The organism is Cohaesibacter gelatinilyticus (assembly GCF_900215605.1).
In the GTDB taxonomy this organism is placed as follows: Bacteria; Pseudomonadota; Alphaproteobacteria; order Rhizobiales; family Cohaesibacteraceae; genus Cohaesibacter; species Cohaesibacter gelatinilyticus.
Window position 1 is genome coordinate 330,956 of record NZ_OBEL01000001.1, and the last position, 24,165, is coordinate 355,120.

Genomic DNA, 24,165 nt, shown 5'->3' on the forward strand with positions numbered 1-24,165 from the left:
CGATGTTGAAATTTATTCGATACAGCAAACGAGCCTGTAGGGTGCCTGTTTGCAACAGAAATTCTGAATATACAGGTAAAAATATTCAGCTTCGACATATATCCCAAAACGCATGATAAGGCGTAGTCAAGGAACAGTAACATGGCTAAATCACCTCTCCCAACGTTAGGCATCAAAGGCCGGTTGTTCGGCGGTTTTGGCGCTGTTATCACGATTGCAGCAATAGCAAGCGTCTGGGCCATCCTGTCGATGTTTTCTTTCAATGACTCCTTCCATGTCTTTGAGGATATGGCAGAAGACGCCTTGCTCGCGTCGGAAATCAATGCCGATATGTCAAAGGCCTTGTTGAACACACGCAAATATATCGGATCACGCTCCAATGATGATCTCACGGCCTCCCGGGAGTTCATCAGACAGGTTCGCGAAGGGGTCACGATTGCTGTTGATGAAATTAAAAAACCGGAACGAGCCGCGCGAGTAGCCGAGATGGCCAGCCAGATCACGGATTTTGCGGGTGGTGTAGACAAAATTGTGGTGCTGTATGAAGAGCGTGATAAAATCGTCAATGCTCAACTTGATGTCATTGGTCCGGAAGTCCGTAAGAAATTGACCGAAATCGGAACAACTGCAGCCCGGGATGGTGACTATGAAGCTGCCTACGCGGCTGGTGCCATGCAGGAAAAGGTGTTGTTGGGACGGCTCTTCGTTACGAAATTTCTACTGACCAATGGCCATAAAAATATCGAGAGGGCCATTGATGAACTCAATCAGGCCAAGGCCAACGCATCACAGCTGGATCGCTCAATACAGAATCCCCGCCGCAAAAAATTGCTGAAAGAAGTTGTCACACAACTTTCAGCCTATCAGAATGCGACTACACGCATTGGAGAGTTGATTGCCGAGCGAAATACAATTCGTGATGAAACTCTGGTGGTGAGAGGCGAAAGTATTCTGACCCATGCAGCATCAGTCAAGGCAAGTGCGGTAGCCGACGAGAAGAAATTGGCACGGTCAACATCTGCAGATATCGAGAACAGCATCTTCCTGACTGCGGCAACCAGCATAGCCGGCATCGTTCTGGGTATTGTATTGGCATGGCTCATCGGCAGAATGATCGCCGGATCCATCAACAGAATTACAACAGCCATGCGTGAATTGTCCGACGGCAACACACAGATTGCGTTACCTGATGCGGACAGGGCAGATGAAATCGGTGATATGACAAGAGCTGTCGCCATTTTCAGAGACAATGCCATTGCACGTGCCGAATTGGAAAAAGATGCAGCTCTGGAAAGACAGAAAGAAGCCCTTAGACAAAATCAGCTCGATAAACTGATCAGTGACTTTCGAGACTCCATTTCCGCAGTTCTTGAATCCATGGGGTTGGGAACGGACAAAATGCGTTCATCAGCTGACAACCTTTCCCAAATGGCGGGGCAGGCATCTTCCGATGCAAGATCTGCTTTGCAGGCATCAAGCAATGCGTCTGAAAATGTTCAGACAGTTGCAGCGGCTGTGGAAGAGTTATCTTCTTCCATTCAGGAAATCAGCAGCCAGTCCAACAATGCCTATAACGTTGTTTCCAATCTCGAGACAATCGCAAAGTCCACAAATGATGACGTATCGGCACTTTCCGAGACAGCTGACAAGATTGGAGAGGTTGTAGAGATCATTCGTGCCATTGCCGAACAGACAAATCTTCTGGCACTCAATGCGACAATTGAGGCAGCTCGTGCCGGAGATGCTGGGAAAGGTTTCGCCGTTGTTGCAGCTGAGGTGAAAGAGCTTTCCAGGCAAACAGCTCAGGCAACCGAGGAAATCGGGTCGCAGATCAGTGAAGTACAGGCGTCCACTCGCAACACTGTATCTGCCATCAATACGATTACCGACTCTGTCACCGAAATCAATCAGCTGACAGCGGCAATTGCCAGTGCCGCAGAACAGCAGGATTCTGCAACCAGGGAAATTTCCAGCAGTATCACTCTGGCTTCCAATGGCAGTACGACCGCATCCGAGAACGTGAATGGCGTAACTGCCGTTATCGATCAGACCAGTCAGGAGGCAGATGGCGTTCTTGGTGTCTCAAGCGAATTGCGGGAAGTTGGCGAAAATCTGTCAACTTCAGTCGAGCAATTCCTTGCCGATGTTGCAAAAGATGTCGTGGAGCGTCGCAAAAGCCTTCGCCGCGTTGCCAATGAACCGGCATCCGTCGTGATGAATGGTGTTTCTCATGAGACAATGATAGCCAATCACAGCCCGAACGGTGCAGCAATCTCGATTGTTCCCGGCATCAAACCGGGTGCAACGCTTGAACTCATCAGGGAAAATGGTGACCGCATCAAAGCGCGCGTTGCCTGGGCCAATGAAGATCTCGCTGGTCTTGCCTACATCAATGAAAAGAGCAATCCGGCAGAAGCAGCCTAAGGCCCTAAAAATCCAGAACGTAGGCATTCAATCGGAAGGCTCGCAAGAAGTATCACCGGAAGAGAAGGTCCGCATTGTATTGTATGTGAGCTTCGAAACCATTCTTGCGAGATGCCGAGCATTCTATTTGGCTCTATGCCGCCATCAGTCTCAAAGCTGATTTGGCGGCATATTCATTGGCCCCAATAAGGGCTTTTCGGTGAGGCAATGGTATTGAATAATTGTATGCATTGATGAACTGATCGAGATATATCACGAACTTTTCATGGCTATCATGGTGACGAAATCTGATCGATAATTCTATTATCTTATTGATATAATTATTTAATTTTATCTGAAATGGTTGCTTCTTTGATCCGAAGAGAGCAGATGCCGAAGATTTGCTTGCAGCGTGGGATTTGATTGTTCGTGGGGAGACATCATGTGGCTCTGAATGAATAGCTCAGCCGTCTTTTGTTGATTGCGTCCGTCTGGATCGACCACACTCGAATGACAAATGGGATAAAAAAGATCCGTCTTTGGAAGAATAGGAGAACAGCAACTCTACAAGAATGCACTATATTGCCAGCGCATAGTGCAGATCCAGTTCTGCCCAAGCAGGGGTATGGGTCAGAGCGAATTGGTTGTTCTTTGCCCCATCTTCACAAAGACGGATTGAAAGTTAGCCTTGATCCACGCCACGCGTGGGAGTGTTTCAGATCTATCTTCTCCAATGGCCTCGAAGAAGATAACTGAACGTCAAGCAGAGAGTGTGCTTGCCGCATCTCCTGTTCTGCCTGATATTCTTTTAGAACAGATAATCTGAATACATCCTGAGATTGTTATTCATCTATAATTCATCTGCCAAAATATTCGAATATTAAAAATAAGCTCCGCCATCTCTGAATACCAGGTGATGGATCAGACAGACCCTTGAAAGTTTCAAAAAAGATATTTCAATCCCCGGCAGTTTGGACTAGGGTCCGCGCTAGAAAATGGCGGGATTGCCTGCCAATCGGCGAGGAAGCCGACCACAGAGACATTCAAGACGAGACGCATTCGCATGACTGATACGCTTGCCCCCCACATGCAGCCCGAACGTTCTTTTCAGGGCATGATTTTGGCTCTGCAACGCTATTGGGCTGATTATGGTTGTGCAATTCTCCAGCCGTATGACATGGAAGTTGGTGCGGGTACCTTCCATCCGGCGACGACCTTGCGAGCATTGGGACCTCGTCCATGGCACGCCGCCTATGTTCAGCCTTCCCGCCGTCCAACTGATGGTCGCTATGGTGAAAACCCGAACCGGCTGCAGCATTATTATCAGTTTCAGGTGCTGTTGAAGCCAAGCCCGAAAGATCTGCAGGATCTGTATCTCGGCTCGTTGAAGGCCATCGGTATCGACAGCTCCATTCATGATATCCGTTTTGTTGAAGATGACTGGGAAAGCCCGACCCTTGGTGCGTGGGGTCTTGGTTGGGAGTGTTGGTGTGACGGCATGGAAGTCTCCCAATTTACCTATTTCCAACAGGTGGCTGGCATTGAATGCTCTCCGGTTGCTGGTGAGTTGACTTATGGTCTGGAACGTCTGGCCATGTATGTTCAGGGCGTCGATAATGTCTATGATCTGAACTATAATGGCCGTGATGGTGCTGATCGCATTTCCTATGGGGACGTTTTCCTGCAGGCTGAACAGGAATATTCTCGCCATAACTTTGAATATGCCAACACCGAAATGCTTTTCTCCCATTTCAAAGATGCCGAAGAGGAATGCAAATCCATTCTGGAACAGGGCAAAGCTGCGGGAAGCGAAGCAGGTCTGCATCATTGCGTGCTGCCAGCCTATGACCAATGCATCAAGGCGTCTCACGTCTTCAACTTGCTGGATGCGCGCGGTGTGATTTCCGTGACTGAGCGCCAGAGCTATATTCTGCGCGTCCGTGAGCTGGCCAAAGCCTGTGGTGAAGCCTTCCTGCTGACTGAGGCTGGTGGCGTTGGTTTTGAGGGCTAAGCAAGTCAGCCAATGGATTTAAAAAGCCCGCGCCATGATGAGTGACGCGGGCTTTTTCTATGATGCGATCAGCGTAATCAGCTTTTGCCGTGATCCTTTGTGCCGGATTTGGTTTTCATTTTCTGCTTCATGCGTTCCAACTGCTCGCGAAACTTATCGCATGGATCAATCTCATCGACCCTTGGTGTAAACCAGACATAGTCATAGAGTTTTGGATCAAATGCCGAGTAGCTGGACGCTTCCAGCTGATCTCGCGCAACTTCAATAATCGCAACAGAAACGGTCTTCTTGTCACCATCCAGGAAGAAAGGGACACCACGGTCCTTGCGCACATGGCCATTGCCAGCAATCAGAACCACAGGGCGCTCGTTTCCTGCTCTGCGAATGGCTCGGCCCATATAGGCATCTTTCAATCGTTGCAGGGTAACCAGAGGTCCCATGCTCTCGCGCCCCATCATGCCACAATGCGAGTCGACCAGTTCGGTCAGAAGGCTTTCACGCTGACCGTCACCATAATCCTGATCCCAACGTAGATCGACAAGGTCGCTTTCTGGCAGCTTGCCGCCACGCCCCACATCCATGATTGTCGCACGATCGGGGTTTCCGGCAAAAATAGGGGAGCCTGCCTTCAATCCACTTTCGAAAATTGGCTGATAACTTGCCCAACTCGGCCAGCCACGCTTTTCCCACTCGACCTTTTTACCCAACTCGGCGAGGCTGAAGCTATCAGCCTGATCAAGAATATCCTGATGTGCTGGTTCCAGCATTTCGAATACCAGAGCTGCTGGTTTGGAGCTGTGGGCCATCACTGAAGCACTCAGTTCTGCTTGAACACTGTGATGGCGTACGTTGTCATGCTTTTCACCCAGAAGAACATAGTCGTTTTCATGAAGTTGCTCGGTTAGAGCTTTTTTTGTGATACTGGCTGATGTGCTGGTGTTCCAGATCGTATCAACAAGAGGGTGATCGGATAACAGCAAAGCACTCTCCTTCGGTTCGGACCGTTCGCCAGCAAAAGCCGACATGTTGACAGCAGGATCGTTTGCAAGAAAAAGCCCCAACAGGCAGGCAATAGGCGCAAATCTGGAAATCGGCATAAAATCCTCAATCAATCGACAGGGTTCAGATATCTTCATGCCCCTATAAGGCCATAATTGGGCGGGCTACTGCGTGTCCTTGCCTGAAGAGTTGCTCGGTCTGGGCATTGAACGGCACCGAAAGATCCAAAATGTACTTAGGCACTTTCAAACAGGTATCAGTAGCTCATCTTGATTGAAGGTTGCATCAAGAGGCACAAAACGGCAAGCTGACATTTTGTTACAGACTATCGGGCTGCACTATCCGCGCCCAATTTTGGGAGAGAAAAGATGGATGTTTCCTGGGCCCTGCTGGGTATCCTGATTGCCTTGGCTGTCTATGCAATTTCGATTTACAACAAGCTGGTCAAAGGAAGACAAATGGCCGATGAAGGGTGGTCGGGTATCGATGTTCAGCTTAAACGCCGCTCCAATCTGATCCCCAATTTGGTGGAAACGGTCAAGGGTTATGCCAGCCATGAACAGGAAACCCTGGAAAAAGTAACGGAAATGCGCGCTCGTGCGGCTGGTGCTGCAACGGGGGGAGCAGCAGAGCGTGCCCAGGCCGAAGGTGATCTTTCCAAAGCCCTGATCTCGCTTATGGCCGTTGCAGAAAACTATCCTGATCTGAAGGCAAACGAGACTTTCCTGAACTTGCAGGAAGAGCTGTCTTCCATTGAGGACGATATTCAGATGGCTCGACGCTATTACAATGGCACCGTCCGCAGTCAGAATATTCTGGTGGAAAGCTTCCCATCCAATATCGTGGCAAATATGTTCCAGTTTGTGAAACGCAGCTATTTTGAGCTGAACAATGAAGCAGACCGCGCCACCCCTGAAGTCAAATTTTGAACCAAACCAATCTTTTAAGCGACCAATAGATTACATTTAATTTTTCCGGAGGCTTCTATGCCGAGTGTGTCTTGCCCTGCGCGAATTCTGGCGATTGCCTGGATCGCGCTGGCCGCTGTTTTCCTGACCTCGTCCGCTTGGGCGAGAGAGGAAATTCTAGATTACAAAGTTGATGTGACGGTCAATCTTGATCGCTCGATTGATGTTGTCGAGACTATCAAGGTGGATGTGAAAGGTCAGGAGATAAGGCGTGGTATTTTTCGTGATCTGACTGTCAAATATGTATTGGAGGATGGCTCTCCACTTAATCTGGATGTCAGCAATATCAGTATCCAGAGAAATGGCAGATCCGAGCCGTTTCAGACGAGTTATACCGGCCGCTATCTTCGCATGAAGATCGGGGACAAGGATCGTTACCTGTCTCACGAGCCGCACACCTATCGAATCTCCTATAATGTCGATGATTTTGTTGCCTTTTTCGATGATGTCGATGAAATCTACTGGAATGCGATTGGCACGGGATGGAATTTCCCCATTCGTAAAGCCAATGTTTCCGTCACCATCCCGCAAGGTGGCAAAATATTGCAATCGGTGGTCTATACCGGTACCGACGGCAGTGAGGCGCAGGATGGTTCCGTTACCGAACAAAGCGATACCTATATAAATTATCGTGCAAACCGCCCGCTCAAGATCGGTGAAGGTATGACTGTTGCTGTTGGTTGGGAAAAAGGACTCATTGCCCCGCCGACCAAGGAAGAGTTGCGGATGAAGGCACTGGTCAAGGACAGCCCTCTCTACGGTTTGGCCTTGCTGGCATTGGGCAACTTCGCTTGGTTCTATCGCACTTGGCGCAAATGGGGCAAGGATCCGCGAGCGGGAACCATCATACCGCGTTTCCATCCTCCGAAAGATATCTCCCCAGCACTTGCCTCCTACATTCATGGAGTAGGCAGTTTTGTTGGATCCCGCCAGAAGGCTTTCATGGCCAGCTTGGTGAGCCTGTCGATCAAAGGCTTTTTGCGGTTGGATAAAACAGGCTCGAAACTGAAGGTACACAGTCTGGATAAAATCTATTCAGGTGAATTGCGTCGATTGCCGGTTGGTGAAACCAGCCTGATGAGCAGTCTGTTTTATGATGATGTCAGTAGTGCAAGTCCAAGAAAGAAAGAGGGGCGCGACCAACTGATTTTTTCCAATCTCAGCTATTCGGTCATGTCTGGTGCCATGGGTGCATTTACGCGCGACATTGAAACCATAACCAACCAAAAATACTTCAATCGCAATTATGGAACCGCAGTTCCTACCATCATTCTCATCATTATTGCCCTGATTGGTTTCATTGGCTCAACCATCGCCTTCAATCCCTATAACGCTATTGGTATCGGTCTTGCTATTGCGGGTGTTATTGCCGGGGGCGTTATATATGGATGTTGGGCGCTATGGCGTTCCAGCAAGTTGGCCGCGATAATTGTGATGGCATTTGTGGCAATCTTTGCCGGTCTCGTTTTCATGATTGTAGCCGAGGAGGGTGGACTAACTCCATCAAGCCTGGCCAATTTTCTGGTTTTTGGTGTCTTTGCTGGCATGGCATTGCTTGTGCCATTTGCCTTTGATGTAATGAAAGCTCCAACGGAAGATGGGCAGAAGATCATCGATCAGCTCAACGGCTTGAAACTCTTCATGACTGTGGTGATTGCCGAGAAGGTTGATGCGATGGATATGCCTGAGCTGACCCCTGATCTCTATGAAGAGCTGTTACCTTATGCCATTGCGCTTGGCGTGGATAAGGAATGGACACAGAACTTTGAGACTTTGGTATTCAGTCAATTGCCTCCGGAACAGCATTATGACCCAGATTGGTATGACGGGGATTATAGTGATGGGCACTTCTCAAGCTCAGACATTGATAATATGAACTCCGCATTATCCAGTGATCTGAGCGAAAGCCTAACTCCGCCTGCATCTTCCAGTTCGGGTTCGAGCGGTGGTGGGTCCAGCGGCGGCGGCGGCGGCGGCGGTGGCGGCGGCGGCTGGTAAACCACCCTCCTTACCTTCAATTTGAAGACGTATCACTGCGCTCATAGATCGGGCGAAAGCTGAAGCGGTGATACGGACATGGGCCAAGCGTATCCAAGGCCTCCAAATGAGCCTTGGTGCCGTAGCCCATATGTTTTTCGAACCCGTAACCGGGATAGAGCAACCCGAGCCGTTTCATCATCCGGTCGCGTGCCACCTTGGCAACGATTGAGGCGGCTGCAATGGATACAGAGCGACTATCTCCTTTGACGACGGCTTCCCCACGTACAGGGCTGTCGGAGGGAATATCACGTCCGTCGAACAAACCATAACTTGGCTGAACGGCAAGGCCGCGAAGAGCGCGGCTCATGGACCATAAAGTGGCTGCACGAATATTCATCTGATCAATTTGTGCAGCTGATGCAGAGGCTATGGCGACATGTGCTGAAAGACAAATCTCTTCAAAAAGAGCATCGCGCTTTTTCTCACTTAGCTTTTTGGAGTCATTCAATCCAACAGGAATGTTCTGACGATCCAATATAACAGCTGCAACAACCACTGGCCCTGCCAATGGTCCGCGTCCAACCTCGTCAATCCCGGCAACCGGACCGCCACTTAATCGAAATCCATGATCCTCAAGAGAGGCGTCCGGGCCATCCTGATTTGGGAAAAACAAATCGCTCTGTCGTGCTTTGGACTTGGATTTTTTTGAATGTTTGGGCTGTTCGGATTTTGTCATCAATTGAAGCTTTATCGTGAAGATCCGTTTCCACGGCCACCAAGCTTGAGGCCTGGTGCCGGGCGTTCGGCAAGGACATCTCTGCGAAAATGGAACAGAGCAGCAGGTCGCCCACCGGTAGCCGTGGAATGCATGCCCGTTGGTTCCACCAACTGCCCTTGTTCCACAAGCCGACGGAAATTCTGTTTGTGCAAATGGCGACCGGAAATGGCTTCGACACTGGCCTGCAATTGGGTGAGCGTAAAAGTCTCTGCCATCAATTCGAAGACAATGGGGCGATATTTGATCTTGCCGCGCAACCTGGAAATTGCAGTCGCAAGAATGCGCCGGTGATCCATTTGCATGGCGCGGCCCAACAATACCGAATTCTCTGGTTGATGGTTTGCCCCACGATCGGAATAGAATTCTGCAACCAGACCAGCTTCATACAGAAGCTCGTAGCGTTCCAATACCCGTTCCTCGTCCCAAGGCGTGCCTTCCATACCGAAGAAAAGATGCATTCTCTCTTCGCGGCTAAGCGATCGATGTGCATCTTCTGGTCCAGCACTTTTCAACCAATCCAGCAGTGCTGGCAGGATGGTTTTGTCGAGCAGGGCGGGGCGTCCATTGCGCCAGTCTTCCCATGGGAAATAATCGTACCAGCTACGCCATTGTGCGCCTAGGGCTGCCAGCGCTTCGTTGGAGTCACTGGATTGCGGCCCGTCAGTACGATGAGTAAGGGCAAGATATCCAATGGAGACTTCATGAGGGCCTTCTTGTTCGGCATCAAAAGCGCGTCCGCGATCACCAAAGGAATAGAGCTGTTCCATATAGCCGAGTTTCAACGCCGTTTGTTGCTCTACCCATGCTCGAAGGCCAGCTTCCAGTGTTCGGTGGCGACCTGGATCGAAAGGACCATAAGGTAGAGCTCCGAGAATGGACTGGCCATCAGCGGTTTTGTCTGCCTGGTCTTTGGACACGGAAAGATTGATTTCCAGAATGACTGGCATGAGGTCGTGAACGGCTATGATGGCGGCGTTCAGGCCGATTGCAATGGAACGAGAAGAGCGAGGCGTCGAATCAGACACACATATCACCTTGATCTGGAAAATCTTGGATAATCAAACCATAAGGGATGATGTGCCGCAATTGGTTTAAAAAGAAACCAACATGACAAAACGACTTTGAGAAAAATGAATGCCGATTTTGAACGGTTGAAGGTCAGTCGGAAGAAGCAGTTCAAGCAGGACCGATATGGGGCATTGCAAATACATCACCTTCATAGCAATTGGCACCGCGACCGATGCGTTCAATTGCAGCGACCATTCGACCGTCACGATTGAGCATATCGTCAGCGAGCGCCACAAGCCATTGATTTGGGGTGGCGGATGGTGACGCAGCTCTCAAATCTTGCGCAATTCTGTCTTCATCCATGGTTGGATTCAAGGCACAAGAGGCGATATAGGCAGAGGCGGTGGAACGGCTGACACCAGCCCAGCAATGCAGTACCAGCGGATGCTCGCGATCCCAGTTGCGGAAGAACGAGATCAGCTTGCTGACTTGTTGCTGACTTCCACGCTCAAACCCGGGCATGGACACCACTATATCATTCATGCCGAGAAACAGATGATTCTCCTCACGGATGCAGGCAGGGCGTTGAACCGCCATGTCACTATTGATCACACTGACCAGATGACGGGCACCGACTTCCTCGACAAGACCCGGCATTTTGGCAAGAGAGCAGACATAAAGCATCTAAAACATCCTGAGAATTGAAAAGCACGAGAAAGAGGACGACAAATCATCAATATAGATTATCCGGATTCAATCGGATAGGCCTGACGACCTGGGTATCACTTGATCTGCGCAACCAATTGAGAAAACCGCTTCAAAAACGCAGTTTCGGCTTGTTGGGTACCCCATGGAGTAAAATCCAGATGATCTGGTGTAATACCATTGGGGCGGCCAAACAACTCGGCAGCTTCGGCCATGTCAAATCCGGCAAGATGAATTGCTTCAAAATAAGCCGAGATTTTATCTGCCTTTTTGATCTGTTTCTTCAAATGTTCCGATGGTTTGGATGGAAGACCAAACCGCAAATGGATAGCAGCTTCCAATCCATCTTCGACTTTCTTGTAATCCAGGCCAATCGCCGCTTTGAAAGGCGAGATCATATCGCCAATCACATATTCAGGAGCATCATGAAGAAGGGCCATCAAGCTCTCGACAGGTGGGCATCTTTCGTTCTGGATTTCGAGAATTTGTTCGACGATCAAACTATGCTGAGCAACTGAAAAAGGGTGATCACCTATGGTTTGCCCATTCCATCTGGCTACGCGGGCCAATCCATGAGCGATATCTTCAATTTCTATATCAAAGGGAGAAGGATCAAGCAGATCCAGACGGCGACCGGACAACATACGTTGCCAGGCGCGAGGCACAGAACTAGAAGACATTCAAAGGCACCATTGTCATATTCGAAACAAGAGCGAGCCTAGCGACAAATTGGTATGGGGCAAGATTTTTTTTCCTCTCTTTGATCAGAAGAGGAGGAACTAAGGGAAAACCCATAGAAAACAGCACGTCAGTTGAGGATGACTATAAACGAAAGAGGTATTTTCTCTTGTTAATTTTACCAAATACCGGTAATTTGTGCCTCATGGTCCAATAGATGGACCTGAGAGTTTCAATTGAGTGGGGACCGATTGAATAAAGGAGTGCTACAATATCTGGCACTCCTTACTCTTTTGAAACAGGCTATAAGAGCGGCAGAATGCCGCTCTTATAGCCTGTTTCATTTTGGCTTTGTCTTGTTTTCTGCGATTAGACACTACCAATCTTCTCGATAACCAACATCCGAGCAACACCTTGTGGATGTGCGACATGCTGATCTCCGTCCTCGGCATGACATATGTCCCCGATCTCCATGATGCGTTCTTGGATCTGAAAGCTGCCACTGGCATCTATTGTGCGAGTTCTCATGTTCACAATACCGTCCAGAACAACGAATATCTCTTCGCCGTCATTCTCATGCCAGATATACGGTTCGTCACTCCAGTGTAGTCGTACGCTGGCTCCTTCAATATTGGTTATGTCCAGCGCTCCCCATGCTTTGTCAGCTGAAAATTCATTGGCACGATAATAACGCATGCTGCTCTCCTTTATGGCTTGGTAAAACCGGTTGCTTTTCACCAAGCAAAGACCCGATAGTGCAGTAATGCCAGTGTCATTCCGACGGTTTCCGCAGTGATTATGCAGTTTGATCGGATTCCGGAAGGCTGCATTGCAATTCTGAACTAAAAGTCGATAGGGACGGGCCATGGATCAGATAGATGAAAAATTACTGGCATTATTGGCAGAGAATAGTCGTGCCAGCATCAAGACTTTGTCCGTCAATATTGGTTTGTCACGTACTGCGACAACGGAACGCCTGACCAAACTTAAGCAATCAGGGGCGATCGAAGCCTTCACCATCCGAGCCAGCCCTCACCCTCATGCCAAACATTCGCTTCTTATGGTCAAAACTTCTGAGCCGTCCTGCGAAACACTACAGCCATGGTTTAGGGGGATGCCAGAAATCATTCGCATGCAGTCTCTTGCAGGAGATATCGATATTGTCTTGGAGGCGGTGACACTCAAGGAAGACGCCTTGCATTGCCTGCGTGAGACAATTCTTTCCCACCCGGCGGTCCGCGATGTTGGTATCATCTCAATTTTGAAAACGCATTTTGTGCGTTAACTATCTGAGAAAATATCGTCGATATCGGGTAATTTTGATCAGAAAATAAATATGAAGGTTTTTTTCAACAAAAAACGATCTGTATTTTGCCATGTGCTACAAAAATGAAAGTGGATAAATATGAGTTGTTTAGGGAAGATACTTTGAGGAATTCTAAACTGTGAAAGTCAGGATATGAGCTAACTTACTGATTTTTTAGTTTCTCTTCGTTGACAATGCGAACCATTCGCAGCATTTTGAATGCGCAAACAAGAGAGTTTCAACGGGACAGGCCCGGTCAGTTTGTTTGGCAAAATGCCCGATGGTGGGGCCTTGAACCCCGTTGATTGGAGAGAATGATGAAGAAGTCTACTGTCGCTACTTTTGCGGCGCTTGCAATGTCGTCCGCAATTGCAGCCCCGGCAATGGCCGAAGGTGAAGTGAATGTATATTCCTACCGTCAGCCATTTTTGATTGAGCCGCTTCTCAAAGCCTTTACTGAAAAAACCGGTGTTAAAACCAACGTTATTTTCGCAAAGAAAGGCCTTGAAGCACGCATTGAGGCAGAAGGCGAAAACTCCCCCGCTGATATCCTGATGACCGTAGATATTGGCCGTCTTCACGGCGCGAAAATGGCTGGTATTGCTCAGCCTCTTAAATCTGACATTCTGGAAAAAAACATTCCATCTCAGTATCGCGACAAAGACGGCGAATGGTTCGGTCTGACAACCCGTGCTCGAGTGATCTATGCATCCAATGATCGTGTGGAGCAGAACAGTATCACTTATGAAGAACTGGCCGATCCAAAGTGGAAGGGTAAGATCTGTACCCGTTCTGGTCAGCATGTTTATTCCATCGCACTTTTCGCTTCCATGGTCGCTCATAAAGGCGAGGAAGAAGCCAAGAAGTGGCTGGAAGGTGTGAAGGCCAATCTTGCGCGCAAACCAACCGGCAATGATCGCGCTCAAGTTAAGGCGATCTATTCCGGCGAATGTGATTTGTCATTGGGTAATACCTATTATATGGGTAAAATGCAGACCAATACCAAAGAGCCAGAGCAACAGGATTGGGCGAAATCTGTCCGCATCCTCTTCCCGAACACCAATGATCGTGGCACTCATGTCAATATCTCCGGCATGCTGTTGGCGAAGTATGCGCCGAATAAAGACAATGCTGTTAAATTGATGGAATTCCTGTCATCAGGCGAAGCGCAGAAAATCTATGCCGAGGCAAACCACGAATATCCGGTTCTCGATGGTGTTGAAGCTTCAAAGCTGGTGCAGAGTTGGGGGTCCTTCAAAGCGGATAGCCTTTCTCTCAACAAGGTGGCAGACGCTCGTAAAAAAGCATCTGAGCTGGTAGATATCGTCGACTTTGACGCTGGTGCCAACTGATCAAATTCAGTAGTTGCTGATGAGCCCGGCTCTGGTCGGGCTTCTTAGACAAGAATAAATTCGAAAGAAGCTTCTCGATATAATTTCAGGAGAGTGAAACGAATTATCCGAATTGGACACCTTGCCCAGCCCTAATCCGGCACAGACATGACCTTTTGCTTGGTCCTGCAGAAAGTCACATGTCGCTCATCAAGGTAAGTCCAATGCCGCGTTTCAGATTGTCTCGATGCAGAATTGGTCCTCTTGCATCCAAAATCTGAGCGCACTTCCCGCAAGTCCCGCTGCAAAGGGGCAAGATCTCACGGCGACTGGTCCTCACGTCAGGTCTTACTTTGCATCAAGCGGGCACAGGCAATAAAGACAGACTGGTCCTCCGTCTTTATGGAAAGGTGTCACGTTTAACGTGGCACCTTTTTCCATTTATAACCAAAAACAGTTTATGGCAAGTCCCTGATAGGCCGAACATGCCAAATTGAAGGCCAACAACAACTCGAATTTAGAAAAGTTGCAAGCTATCCCCAACAAGTAATGTTTCAAAAGCTGATGCAATGCACATCAATCGGGAGTGATTTTATCGATCGCAGGGGTCTTTTGTTCAAGGTCAAAGCACCAGATGCAAATGCGAATAAGATGCAATCTTGCTGTTTGTCGATATTTTGTGTATCAAAGTCAGGTTTACAGCCAGAGAAACAACAGACCAGCAAAGCTGGGGCGATGAATAGAAGGGTAGTGTTTTACCCTATCGATGAAACGGAAGAGTTGCGTGCACGACCTCGCTGCAAATGTGAAGCAAGATCAAACCAGTATTTTGCAGGAAAAGTCTCAATCCTTTGGTCTCGTTAACCGGGTCCGGGTGCGTATCGTCAGGGCAGATCTACGCACGTGGATCGGATGGCTATTGCTTGTCCTTCTACTCTTTTTCGTTTTGGCTCCAATCGTTTCATTGCTCATTTTGGCATTGGGGGATGCGGGTGATGTCTGGCCCCATCTGGTGCGTACCGTTTTGCCAAGGGCTGTTCTCACGACTGCTCAGATGATGCTGGGGGTGGGGTGTCTGACAGTATTGATCGGTGTTTCAACGGCTTGGCTGGTCACAATGTGCCGTTTCCCGGGAAGGCAATTCTTTCAGTGGGCCTTATTGGTTCCGTTGGCGATTCCTACTTATATCGTGGCCTATACATCGGTTGAGTTGTTGGACTACACAGGGCCGGCTCAAAGTTTGATCCGTTGGCTATTTGGTTTTACATCTGCAAGAGATTATTGGTTTCCGGAAATTCGAAGTTTGGGGGGAGCGATCGTCGTGATGAGCCTTGTGCTCTATCCTTACGTCTATCTCACCACTCGTGCGACCTTCATGTTGCAATCCGCTTGCTCGTTGGATGTATCTCGCACATTGGGTGCCGGTCCCATACGTCTTTTCTTCACAGTCGCGCTGCCGTTGGCGCGCCCGGCAATTGTGGTTGGCGCTACATTGGCCATAATGGAATGCCTAAATGATATCGGGGCCGTCGAGTTTTTCGGTGTCAAAACTCTGACATTCAGTGTCTATGATACGTGGCTTAATCGATCATCTCTGGCGGGTGCAGCCCAAATATCGAGCGTCATGTTGGTTGTTGTGTTGTTGTTGTTGTGGTTGGAGAGGCATGGGCGTCGCAATCAACGCTATCACGTCACCACAAGACGTTATCAGGCGCTGCCCAGTTATTGGTTGCGTGGTTGGCGGTCCTGGGCTGCGATTGTGACTTGCAGTTTGCCTATTTTGTTGGGTTTTGTTCTACCAACCATGGTATTATTGCGCTCCTCTTTCTATCATTGGGAAGACAATCTCAGTACAGAATTTATTCAAGCCTGCCTCAACAGTCTTGGTCTTGCCTTGGCAGCAGCTTTGCTTACAGCCTCCATTGGAACAGCTTTGGCCTATTTGGCGCGCATTCAGGACAAGGGTTACGTGACTGCCATTACGCGCCTGAGTTCCATTGGTTACGCTGTTCCAGGGACTGTTTTGGCAGTCGGAATTCTGATCCCGGTGGCGACGCTTGATAATTGGATCGCGTCTTCGTTGAAAAACTGGTTTGGTATTGCCGTCGGGCTTATTCTACTCAGTTCCGGTATTGCTATGCTCTATGCCTATTGTGTGCGGTTCATGGCGATGTCCTATGGTGCAGGAGAAACAGGCTTACAGCGCATTTCAACCAATATGGAAGCTGCAGCCAGAACTCTTGGGCGAACCCCTTTTCAAACCCTGGTTTCAATTGATTTGCCCTTGATCCGCCCGGCCTTGGTTTCCGGTGCTCTTCTGGTTTTCGTTGATGTTATGAAAGAGCTGCCCGCCACCATCCTGTTGCGTCCTTTCAATTTCGACACATTGGCTACATTGGTATATGGGCAGGCATCTCTTGAAGCATTTGAGAAAGGCTCGCTAGCAGCACTGGCAATTGTTGCGGTTGGGATTGTTCCGGTCATTCTGCTTTCCCGCACCTCAGGTCGTTCCTATATCCAGCAAACCTGATCATATTATCAAAAAAAAGCCCGACAGAAGTCGGGCAAGGGGGCGGAAAGTGCGGCCTTATTACTGGCCGCTTAAGGCCGTCAAATTAGAAAAACTGCAAGCAACTGAAGTAGGACGAAGTCATTATATTCGACCTGTTAAGGATATTGGGTGTGACCAAACGTCCAAAAGAATATTTAAATTCCAAAGTAGTTTTTGATTATAGCACAGGTGACAACCCATTTGAAGAAAATGCACTTATTTCGGTTAAGATGCATGTATTGCACGTATGAGTCTATTATGGTTCGGCAGAATTTCTGGATTTGTTTTCTTGCTTCTATTAGCAGTCAGGGAGGTAATACGAGGTTGTTACGTTATTGGTTCTTTGTGGAGCATGAAATGCGATCCTTATGAGCACATGTAACAGCATGAATCTGCTTGTCGTTTGCTATTTGATGATTGAACATCAGGCAAAGATGATTGCTAGGTAATAACCGATACCATCCACATCTTGCGCGCTGCAATATGGTCAGTTTGCGAACTAATACGCAATGAATCGGCCAGCTTTGGCCATATTCATGAATTTATAAGCGAGGGGGGCTTGTAAAATCATATCGCAGTTGCGAAGCTGTCGCGGCTTCTGGAACGGTTTACCCTGTTCGAAGCAAAATAGACTGAATTGGCAATAGAGCGCTCTTGTTTTTGCAGCTGCTCTAGTGTGGGAGAGCAGAATGAAAAAAGTTTATGCCAGCGCCGTCGAAGCGCTGGAGGGGCTTGTATTCGACGGCATGACCATTGCCGTAGGTGGCTTTGGCCTTTGCGGCATTCCGGAAAACCTGATCATCGCTTTGCGTGAGACAGGTGTGAAAGACATCACCGTTGTATCCAACAATTGCGGTGTTGATGATTTTGGTATGGGCCTGTTGCTGCAAACCCGCCAGATCAAGAAGATGGTATCTTCTTACGTTGGCGAAAATGCTGAATTCATGCGTCAGTATCTGTCTGGTGAATTGGAACTGGAGTTCAATCCGCAAGGAACCCTGGCCGAGCGTTTGCGCGCTGGAGGTGCTGGTATCCCTGGTTTTTATACCAAAACTGGTGTGGGTACCATCATTGCCGAAGGCAAGGAGCACAAGGACTTTGACGGTGAGACCTATATTCTGGAACGGGGTATCAAAACCGACCTTGCCATCGTCAAGGCATGGAAGGGCGATGAGAAAGGCAATCTGACCTATCGCAAGACAGCCATGAACTTCAATCCGGAATGCGCCACCGCTGGTAAGGTAACTCTGGCGGAAGTGGAAGAAATCGTGCCAGTGGGCAGCCTTGATAAAATGGCGATCCACACTCCTGAGGTCTATGTTCAGCGCATGATCCAGGGCGAGCATGAAAAACGCATCGAACAGCGCACTGTGCGCGCCGGCTAAAGGAGATTTCGACTATGGCATGGACACGCGAACAGATGGCTGAAAGAGCTGCAAAAGAGCTCGAAGATGGCTTCTATGTAAACCTTGGTATAGGCATCCCGACCCTGGTTTCCAACTATGTTCCTTCCGATTATGATATCACGTTGCAGTCGGAAAATGGCATGATGGGTATGGGCCCATTCCCAACTGAAGACGAAATTGATGCGGATCTGATCAATGCTGGCAAGCAAACAATCACCGAATTGAACCGCTCTTCCTATTTTTCTTCTTCTGCTTCCTTTGCCATGATCCGCGGTGGTCATATCGATTTGTCCGTTCTTGGAGCCATGGAAGTGGCACAGAACGGTGATCTGGCAAACTGGATGATCCCGGGTAAGCTGGTTAAAGGCATGGGCGGCGCAATGGATCTGGTTTCCGGCGTAAAGCGTATTGTTGTGGTGATGGATCACACCAACAAGAAAGGTGAAACCAAAGTGCTGAAAGAGTGCACATTGCCACTGACTGGTCAGGGGGTTGTCGACCTCATCATCACGGATCTGGGCGTGATGGAAGTTCGTGACAACGGTCTTGCGCTGATTGAGCTGGCACCGGATGTAACTGTCGAGGAAGTTCAGGCGAAAACCGATGCTGATTTGACGATTGATTTGGCAGCCTGATAGCATCTGATCAAGGTGACGAAATTGGAAAACCCGCCAAGGCAGGCCTTGGCGGGTTTTCTCGTCGAGCAAATGCTTGCATGATCTTATTTCTTACTCCTCGTTGGTATTAATTCAGATAAGGTGAGTTTCATGTTGAAAGGTCATTGTCATTGCAAAGCGGTCTCTTTCACATTCGATCATCAACCCAAATGGTTGGTGGATTGCAATTGTTCTATTTGTCATCGACTGGGCGCCATCTGGGCTCATGGGCCAACTGAAAATGTTACAATATCAGCTCCAAAAAATGGAACCTTGCCTTATGAATGGGGGGACAGGAAAATCATTTTTCATAGCTGCAGGACGTGCGGTTGCACTACGCATTGGCAAAACAAGGATCCGTCAAAAAATGCCCCGATGGCAGTGAACGCAAATCTGTGCAATGAAGAAAGCCTGCAAGGAATTCAAGTTCGCCAGTTTGATGGTCGTGACAGCTTCTGTTTTAAGGATTGAATGTTATTTGATCGTCAGCTCAGGCCTGTTGTTAACCATCGGCAAAAAGCACTTTTTTTTGTACAAGCAAAGCTCGGCTGGTTACTATGAAACAGGAATATAGATAGTCTTCAAACATGGTGCGTTCGCTCCAGTTGGCCGATTTCAAGGCCTTGTATTGCCAGTCAGGCAAGATGAGAACGACCAAACGGAAAAACAATATATGTCTGCAACCTCCAGGAATCGATTGCTTTGGAGCTTTGTCACATTGCTGGTCCTTTTGATCGGCTTGGCGATGGCCAGCTCCTATTTGATCAACAGCAAGTTGGTCAAACAGCAGATTTCGGAACAGGTTTCTGAATGGGCAGGGTTACCTGTGTCCGTTCGAGGTGAACCTGTCGTGACAGTTTTTCCCTATCTGACCGTCAAGCTAAAAGATGTTAGGATTGTCTCCAATCTGGGCAAGGATGAGCCCGATCTCCTGGCAATGGATCATCTGAAGGCAGAGATGTATTGGCTGCCATTGTTGATCGGAAATTTTGAAGTTCGGCGGTTCAATCTCGTGCGGCCACGCTTTCACCTTGAGGTGCGAAAAGACGGCAGAAAGTCTTGGGGATTGGAAAATGGTAGCCTGTTTGCGGTGAATGAGAGCGACAATCTGGCAACATTCGAGAATGTAGATCTTGGCCGCTTCACCATTCAAAATGGACAGGTTCGCTATATCAACGAAGCTTTGCAGCGCGATGAAAAAATCACCAATACTAACCTGTCCGTCATTTGGCCTAGCACAGAACGCTCTGCAGAAATCTCTGGTGATATGGTTTGGCGTGGAGAACCCGTTTCCATTCGAGCAAAATCCGAAAAACCTATGGAGCTGATCACTGGAGGTCTCTCTCCGATGCAGTTGGAGGCTAGATCCAAGCAATTCGAGATCAAGCTGGAAGGTACGGCTGCCACTGTGTCAGATTTGCAACTGGAAGGGGATTTGGCTTTCAAAGCGCAGTCCATGCGCTATCTGATGGAATGGTTGGGTTTTTCGATAAAACCAGGTGCAAATTTCGGTGCCATGGAGCTGAATGCACGGTCTAACATGATTGGTGCTTCCATGGCTTTGTCCGATATTGCGTTGACCTTGGACGACAACCAGTTGGAGGGGGCGCTGCAACTGGATTTTCGTGGACCACGTGCTTTGATTCAAGGAACACTTGCCTATGACAGGTTGGATCTGAGCCCTTATTTGGAGCAGGTTGAGGGTGCTCCAACCTTGTTGGATCAACCGATCAGACCACAGGATCTGGGACACATGGACGTTGATGTCCGTCTTTCCGCTCAACACCTCATTCTGAAAGACATTGAACTTGGAAGAACAGCGGCTTCAATCGTAACACGTAATCAGCAACTGGTATTGTCTGTGGGAGAGGCATTCGCTTATGGTGGCAGATTGGAAGCAACCTTGGAAATGAAGCCTTCAGATACGGATCCTGTATGCCTGAAGAGCCATCTGCGCGGTAAGGTCAGTGGCGTATTGGCCGGTGCTTTTTTGAAGGCGCTCAACAAGGAACCGCCGATTACTGGCACCGCTCTTGCTGAACTGGATCTTGCTGGTGAAGGCAAGACCCTGCGAGAAACAGCTGCCAATGCAAGTGGTTCATTGTCGATGGTGTTCACTGATGGTCAGATCAATCATTTTAATCTCGCCGGTATGATGGATGCACTCAAGCTTGATGATCAGAGCGAGCCAGATGCTCTTTATGAAGGAGGGACCAATTTTGATGTTCTCTCCATTTCCTCGACGTTGGGCAATCACAAGGCGAGCATCGATGGCTTGCGATTAACAGCTGGAAATCTGGCATTGTCCGGAACTGCGTCCATGGGATTGAAAGACGGTGATCTGGATTTTTCGGGAACGCTTGTGCGCTATCGCAGCAATGATCCCGCAACCCATGCATTGGAACCACCGCAAGAGCAATTTGGCTTCACTCTGCAAGGACCATTGCTTCAGCCAAGTTTGCAGCGAAATGTTGTGAGAACTCAGCCATCCGGCACATCAGAAACCATAACCGTTCCTGGTGTACCGGATAGTGTCATTTCTCCAGTGCCGCTAGAAGGTGTGGATAGCAATCCTGCACAAAAAGGCGCCAGGATGCCCGCAGTGAATGAGCCAAGAGTTGAGCAACAGGATAATTCACCTCCCAGTCCGAATTGAACGAATTGAATTGTACCTTTGCCAAGGGTCAACAGGAATATAGGCAACAGAATATAGAGGGCACCATGTGGATTGCACGCTTTGGGGCAAGTATTGGCAAAATCCTGCTCACATCTTTGATCACCGGGGCTGTGCTTGCAGCTCTCGGAATCACAACAGATACCATTTTCCCAAGTTCCAAGGCATTGATTGATCAGATTACGGACAATCTGGAACTGGCTTTGAATTGGCTGATTGTCTGGTCCATCCCGAATATTATGGTCGGTGCAATCGTCATCATACCTGTCTGGTTAATTCTGGTGGCTTTTGGGCCCAAAACAAAGTGAATACGTCACGGCAAACAGGATGTGCAGAATTGATAGATCCTGGACCTAGCTATCGCCTCTTTTGGAAGGGTCAATCCAGCGTTCCATGATCATGCAATTGCTTTCCTGGTATCCCAAGCTGTTGTAAAACCGGGTTACTCCTTCGTTGCCGCGCCGGATCATCAGCTGTAGTTTCCACACCCCTTGATCCAACATCCAGTTTTCGGCAGCTTTCATGACACTTGCGCCCAGGCCCTTGCCCTGACAGTTTGGATCAACCGCCAGATAATAGACCCATCCACGATGTCCGTCATGGCCAAGCATGACTGATGCCAGAATGGCACCATGTTCTTTTGCTCGGCCAATCAGAATTGTGGAGTTGGGTTTTTGACGGCAAAAGGCAATGTCGTTATGAGGATCATTCCATGGACGCACCAAGCCACAAATGTTCCAGAGATTGATTACTTCTGTTACGTCACTATCTTGTATCTCATCAAATTGGAGCTTTGGATCTGGCATCGTGGAAACCTCGTGAAAGATCTGAAAAGAAAAAGCAGTTGATCTGGGAAGGCTCAAACCAGGCGATCGGAGGACAAGACCTTGTTGGGGTTCATAAGTCCTTTCGGATCCAAAAGATCCTTTATTTGGCGCATCAGCTGCAGCTCGATCGGATCTTTTACTCCCGGCAACAGATCGCGTTTCAATGTGCCAATTCCGTGTTCGGCAGAAATGGAACCGCCCATCTCGCTGACAATCGCGTGGACCATCTCGTTGATCTCTTCCCAGTGCGCAAGGAATTTGGCCTTGTCAGCGTTTACCGGCTGAGTAATGTTAAAGTGCAAATTGCCGTCTCCCATATGCCCAAAAGGGACGGGACGGCATCCGGGAATCGCATCAATACAGGCCGGTATTGCCCGCTCCAGAAAGGCGGGAATTTGGGAAACCGGCACAGAGATATCATGCTTGATTGAGCCTCCTTCGCCTTTTTGCACTTCACTCATGCCATGTCGCAATCGCCAGAAATCCTGACCTTGTTGGTGATTCTGGGCGAGGGCGGCGTCTTCTACAAGCCCGATCTCGAAAGCTTCTGTCAAAATCGCTTCGATCAAAGCGCCACTATCGAGGGCAGGGCTGTTGGCAGAGAGTTCCAGCAGGCAATACCAAGCATGGGGATTTGACAGCGGATCGCGTGCTCCATCAAGATGCTTGAAAACGAATTCCATTCCGAGCCGCGGAATAAGCTCAAAACCAGTCAGAATGGAACCAGCATGGCTTTGGGCAAGGTTGAAAAGATCAAGGGCGTGATGGGGACTATCAACTCCGGCAAAGGCAACCTGCTGACTGACAGGGGCGGGGTAGAGCTTCAATGAAGCTGCAGTGATAATTCCAAGCGTCCCTTCCGCTCCGATAAAGAGGTGTTTCAAATCATAGCCGGTATTGTCTTTACGAAGGCTTCGCAATCCATTCCAGATGCGCCCATCGGGCAGAACAACTTCCAGGCCCAGAGCCAGATCCCGCATGTTGCCATAGGCAAGCACTCCCGTGCCTCCGGCATTGGTGGAGAGATTGCCGCCAATCTGACAAGACCCCTGAGCCCCCAAGGAGAGTGGAAAGAAGCGCTGTACCGCTTCTGCTGCTTTTTGCAATTGCTCCAGTACAACACCAGCTTCCACTATGACTACATTGCTGTTCGGATCAATCGATCGGATTTCGGAAAGCCTCTCACAAGATAGAAGAATTTGGCCGCCGGTTTGATCCGGGATTTGTCCGCCAACCAAACCTGTATTGCCACCTTGAGGTACAATCGAAAGATCATGGTCATAAGCATAGGTCATGATCTGCGAAATTTCCTGCGTATTGGCAGGACGCAGAACCAGCCAGGTTCGTCCATGAAACTTGTCACGAGGTTCCTGGCAATATTTCTCGATATCCCTAGTCTCGGACAAACAATACGCACAGCCAATTAATTGTGCGAAGAAGGCATGGTGAGATTTGATGGTTTCATTGGACAAAGAGGGGGAAGAACAAGGCATGGCAATCAAGTTGATTAAGGCAGTGCCGTTCGAGGAACTTCGACATCTGCTGAATTAGGTGCAATGGTGAGCAACCGATTGCATGAGGTTTGGACCGAAACGGTCATTCAGAACGATGATCAACGATTATTGCTCGTTCAGCAACAAAAAAGCACAAGCAGATCACAAGCTGTCCCATCAGTGAATTTGGCTGCATGTCGAAAAGTGACCGGTTGCAATTTCGATGATCAAATGGCGGATTCATCATGCGAATCAATTGTATCAAAGAAGAGAATTCCAAGTCTATTTTGTACCAAGCGCCCAAAATCTCAAAATTACCAACAAGAGAGGCGCCAAATTGGTGCTGACTGCACGCAAATTTGTAACAAAAATGACAGTTCGAGGTGAAAAA

The 24,165-nt window shown here is 48.7% G+C and carries 20 protein-coding genes; 12 read left to right on the forward strand and 8 right to left on the reverse strand.

Features of this window, described 5'->3' with window-relative positions; genetic code table 11:
• The first annotated feature begins 141 nt into the window (after positions 1-141).
• On the forward strand, positions 142-2,424 hold the full coding sequence (locus CRO57_RS25430) for a methyl-accepting chemotaxis protein (RefSeq protein ID WP_097151635.1): 2,283 nt from the start codon (positions 142-144) through the stop codon (positions 2,422-2,424).
• Between the two features lie 1,042 nt (positions 2,425-3,466).
• On the forward strand, positions 3,467-4,414 hold the full coding sequence (locus CRO57_RS01505; RefSeq protein WP_097151636.1) for a glycine--tRNA ligase subunit alpha: 948 nt from the start codon (positions 3,467-3,469) through the stop codon (positions 4,412-4,414).
• Between the two features lie 77 nt (positions 4,415-4,491).
• On the opposite strand, the gene CRO57_RS01510 is transcribed toward CRO57_RS01505, so the two are convergent.
• Positions 4,492-5,511: a ChaN family lipoprotein gene (locus tag CRO57_RS01510; RefSeq protein ID WP_170955904.1), complete on the reverse strand. Its 1,020-nt coding sequence runs from the start codon at positions 5,509-5,511 to the stop codon at positions 4,492-4,494.
• Between the two features lie 270 nt (positions 5,512-5,781).
• Here CRO57_RS01510 and CRO57_RS01515 point away from each other — a divergent pair, with 270 nt between their 5' ends.
• Positions 5,782-6,342 carry a LemA family protein gene (locus CRO57_RS01515; RefSeq protein ID WP_097151638.1) on the forward strand — a complete coding sequence of 187 codons (561 nt, stop codon included), beginning with the start codon at positions 5,782-5,784 and terminating at the stop codon, positions 6,340-6,342.
• Between the two features lie 57 nt (positions 6,343-6,399).
• Complete coding sequence (locus tag CRO57_RS01520; protein WP_097151639.1) at positions 6,400-8,379, forward strand: DUF2207 domain-containing protein; 1,980 nt, start codon at positions 6,400-6,402, stop codon at positions 8,377-8,379.
• A 16-nt stretch (positions 8,380-8,395) separates the two neighbouring features.
• On the opposite strand, the gene CRO57_RS01525 is transcribed toward CRO57_RS01520, so the two are convergent.
• The 5 genes from CRO57_RS01525 to CRO57_RS01545 form a co-directional block, all read right to left on the reverse strand.
• Entirely contained in the window at positions 8,396-9,097 is a 702-nt protein-coding gene (locus CRO57_RS01525) for a ribonuclease HII (RefSeq protein ID WP_097151640.1), read from the reverse strand.
• A gap of 11 nt (positions 9,098-9,108) precedes the next feature.
• Positions 9,109-10,164, reverse strand: a complete 1,056-nt coding sequence (locus tag CRO57_RS01530; protein WP_244579992.1) for an NUDIX hydrolase — start codon at positions 10,162-10,164, stop codon at positions 9,109-9,111.
• A gap of 151 nt (positions 10,165-10,315) precedes the next feature.
• Positions 10,316-10,831, reverse strand: coding sequence for a tyrosine phosphatase family protein (locus CRO57_RS01535; protein ID WP_097151642.1), 516 nt, complete (start codon positions 10,829-10,831; stop codon positions 10,316-10,318).
• A gap of 98 nt (positions 10,832-10,929) precedes the next feature.
• The gene (locus CRO57_RS01540) at positions 10,930-11,532 is read right to left on the reverse strand and encodes a YfbR-like 5'-deoxynucleotidase (RefSeq protein WP_097151643.1); all 603 of its coding nucleotides are present in this window, start codon (positions 11,530-11,532) and stop codon (positions 10,930-10,932) included.
• A 367-nt stretch (positions 11,533-11,899) separates the two neighbouring features.
• Positions 11,900-12,226 carry a cupin gene (locus tag CRO57_RS01545; protein ID WP_097151644.1) on the reverse strand — a complete coding sequence of 109 codons (327 nt, stop codon included), beginning with the start codon at positions 12,224-12,226 and terminating at the stop codon, positions 11,900-11,902.
• A 169-nt stretch (positions 12,227-12,395) separates the two neighbouring features.
• Here CRO57_RS01545 and CRO57_RS01550 point away from each other — a divergent pair, with 169 nt between their 5' ends.
• The 8 genes from CRO57_RS01550 to CRO57_RS01585 all read left to right on the forward strand — a co-directional run bounded on the left by CRO57_RS01550 (position 12,396) and on the right by CRO57_RS01585 (position 21,762).
• A complete protein-coding gene (locus CRO57_RS01550) occupies positions 12,396-12,815 on the forward strand; it encodes an Lrp/AsnC family transcriptional regulator (protein WP_097151645.1) in 420 nt (139 codons plus the stop codon).
• Between the two features lie 335 nt (positions 12,816-13,150).
• Positions 13,151-14,188, forward strand: coding sequence for a Fe(3+) ABC transporter substrate-binding protein (locus CRO57_RS01555; protein ID WP_097151646.1), 1,038 nt, complete (start codon positions 13,151-13,153; stop codon positions 14,186-14,188).
• A 763-nt stretch (positions 14,189-14,951) separates the two neighbouring features.
• Positions 14,952-16,697 (forward strand): ABC transporter permease, encoded by a 1,746-nt coding sequence (locus CRO57_RS01560; protein WP_244579994.1) that lies wholly within the window; start codon positions 14,952-14,954, stop codon positions 16,695-16,697.
• Between the two features lie 710 nt (positions 16,698-17,407).
• Positions 17,408-18,103, forward strand: a complete 696-nt coding sequence (locus tag CRO57_RS01565) for a CoA transferase subunit A (RefSeq protein ID WP_097151648.1) — start codon at positions 17,408-17,410, stop codon at positions 18,101-18,103.
• Between the two features lie 14 nt (positions 18,104-18,117).
• On the forward strand, positions 18,118-18,759 hold the full coding sequence (locus CRO57_RS01570) for a 3-oxoacid CoA-transferase subunit B (RefSeq protein ID WP_097151649.1): 642 nt from the start codon (positions 18,118-18,120) through the stop codon (positions 18,757-18,759).
• Positions 18,760-18,891: 132 nt separating this feature from the next.
• Entirely contained in the window at positions 18,892-19,251 is a 360-nt protein-coding gene (locus CRO57_RS25435; protein ID WP_097151650.1) for a GFA family protein, read from the forward strand.
• Positions 19,252-19,453: 202 nt separating this feature from the next.
• Positions 19,454-21,436 (forward strand): AsmA family protein, encoded by a 1,983-nt coding sequence (locus tag CRO57_RS01580; RefSeq protein ID WP_097151651.1) that lies wholly within the window; start codon positions 19,454-19,456, stop codon positions 21,434-21,436.
• Between the two features lie 65 nt (positions 21,437-21,501).
• The gene (locus CRO57_RS01585) at positions 21,502-21,762 is read left to right on the forward strand and encodes a hypothetical protein (protein WP_097151652.1); all 261 of its coding nucleotides are present in this window, start codon (positions 21,502-21,504) and stop codon (positions 21,760-21,762) included.
• 45 nt (positions 21,763-21,807) lie between these two features.
• Here CRO57_RS01585 and CRO57_RS01590 read toward each other — a convergent pair whose 3' ends face one another.
• Positions 21,808-22,260, reverse strand: coding sequence for a GNAT family acetyltransferase (locus tag CRO57_RS01590; protein WP_097151653.1), 453 nt, complete (start codon positions 22,258-22,260; stop codon positions 21,808-21,810).
• A 53-nt stretch (positions 22,261-22,313) separates the two neighbouring features.
• On the reverse strand, positions 22,314-23,774 hold the full coding sequence (locus CRO57_RS01595; protein ID WP_097151654.1) for an FAD-binding oxidoreductase: 1,461 nt from the start codon (positions 23,772-23,774) through the stop codon (positions 22,314-22,316).
• Between the last annotated feature and the right edge of the window lie 391 nt (positions 23,775-24,165).

What these genes read in the sequence shown, in the direction of transcription:
- CRO57_RS25430 (WP_097151635.1), top strand. Translation starts at nt 142, where the DNA reads ATGGCTAAATCACCTCTCCCAACGTTAGGCATCAAAGGCCGGTTGTTC.
- CRO57_RS01505 (WP_097151636.1), top strand. Translation starts at nt 3,467, where the DNA reads ATGACTGATACGCTTGCCCCCCACATGCAGCCCGAACGTTCTTTTCAG.
- CRO57_RS01510 (WP_170955904.1), bottom strand. Translation starts at nt 5,511, where the DNA reads ATGCCGATTTCCAGATTTGCGCCTATTGCCTGCCTGTTGGGGCTTTTT.
- CRO57_RS01515 (WP_097151638.1), top strand. Translation starts at nt 5,782, where the DNA reads ATGGATGTTTCCTGGGCCCTGCTGGGTATCCTGATTGCCTTGGCTGTC.
- CRO57_RS01520 (WP_097151639.1), top strand. Translation starts at nt 6,400, where the DNA reads ATGCCGAGTGTGTCTTGCCCTGCGCGAATTCTGGCGATTGCCTGGATC.
- CRO57_RS01525 (WP_097151640.1), bottom strand. Translation starts at nt 9,097, where the DNA reads ATGACAAAATCCGAACAGCCCAAACATTCAAAAAAATCCAAGTCCAAA.
- CRO57_RS01535 (WP_097151642.1), bottom strand. Translation starts at nt 10,831, where the DNA reads ATGCTTTATGTCTGCTCTCTTGCCAAAATGCCGGGTCTTGTCGAGGAA.
- CRO57_RS01540 (WP_097151643.1), bottom strand. Translation starts at nt 11,532, where the DNA reads ATGTCTTCTAGTTCTGTGCCTCGCGCCTGGCAACGTATGTTGTCCGGT.
- CRO57_RS01545 (WP_097151644.1), bottom strand. Translation starts at nt 12,226, where the DNA reads ATGCGTTATTATCGTGCCAATGAATTTTCAGCTGACAAAGCATGGGGA.
- CRO57_RS01550 (WP_097151645.1), top strand. Translation starts at nt 12,396, where the DNA reads ATGGATCAGATAGATGAAAAATTACTGGCATTATTGGCAGAGAATAGT.
- CRO57_RS01555 (WP_097151646.1), top strand. Translation starts at nt 13,151, where the DNA reads ATGATGAAGAAGTCTACTGTCGCTACTTTTGCGGCGCTTGCAATGTCG.
- CRO57_RS01565 (WP_097151648.1), top strand. Translation starts at nt 17,408, where the DNA reads ATGAAAAAAGTTTATGCCAGCGCCGTCGAAGCGCTGGAGGGGCTTGTA.
- CRO57_RS01570 (WP_097151649.1), top strand. Translation starts at nt 18,118, where the DNA reads ATGGCATGGACACGCGAACAGATGGCTGAAAGAGCTGCAAAAGAGCTC.
- CRO57_RS25435 (WP_097151650.1), top strand. Translation starts at nt 18,892, where the DNA reads ATGTTGAAAGGTCATTGTCATTGCAAAGCGGTCTCTTTCACATTCGAT.
- CRO57_RS01580 (WP_097151651.1), top strand. Translation starts at nt 19,454, where the DNA reads ATGTCTGCAACCTCCAGGAATCGATTGCTTTGGAGCTTTGTCACATTG.
- CRO57_RS01585 (WP_097151652.1), top strand. Translation starts at nt 21,502, where the DNA reads ATGTGGATTGCACGCTTTGGGGCAAGTATTGGCAAAATCCTGCTCACA.
- CRO57_RS01590 (WP_097151653.1), bottom strand. Translation starts at nt 22,260, where the DNA reads ATGCCAGATCCAAAGCTCCAATTTGATGAGATACAAGATAGTGACGTA.
- CRO57_RS01595 (WP_097151654.1), bottom strand. Translation starts at nt 23,774, where the DNA reads ATGCCTTGTTCTTCCCCCTCTTTGTCCAATGAAACCATCAAATCTCAC.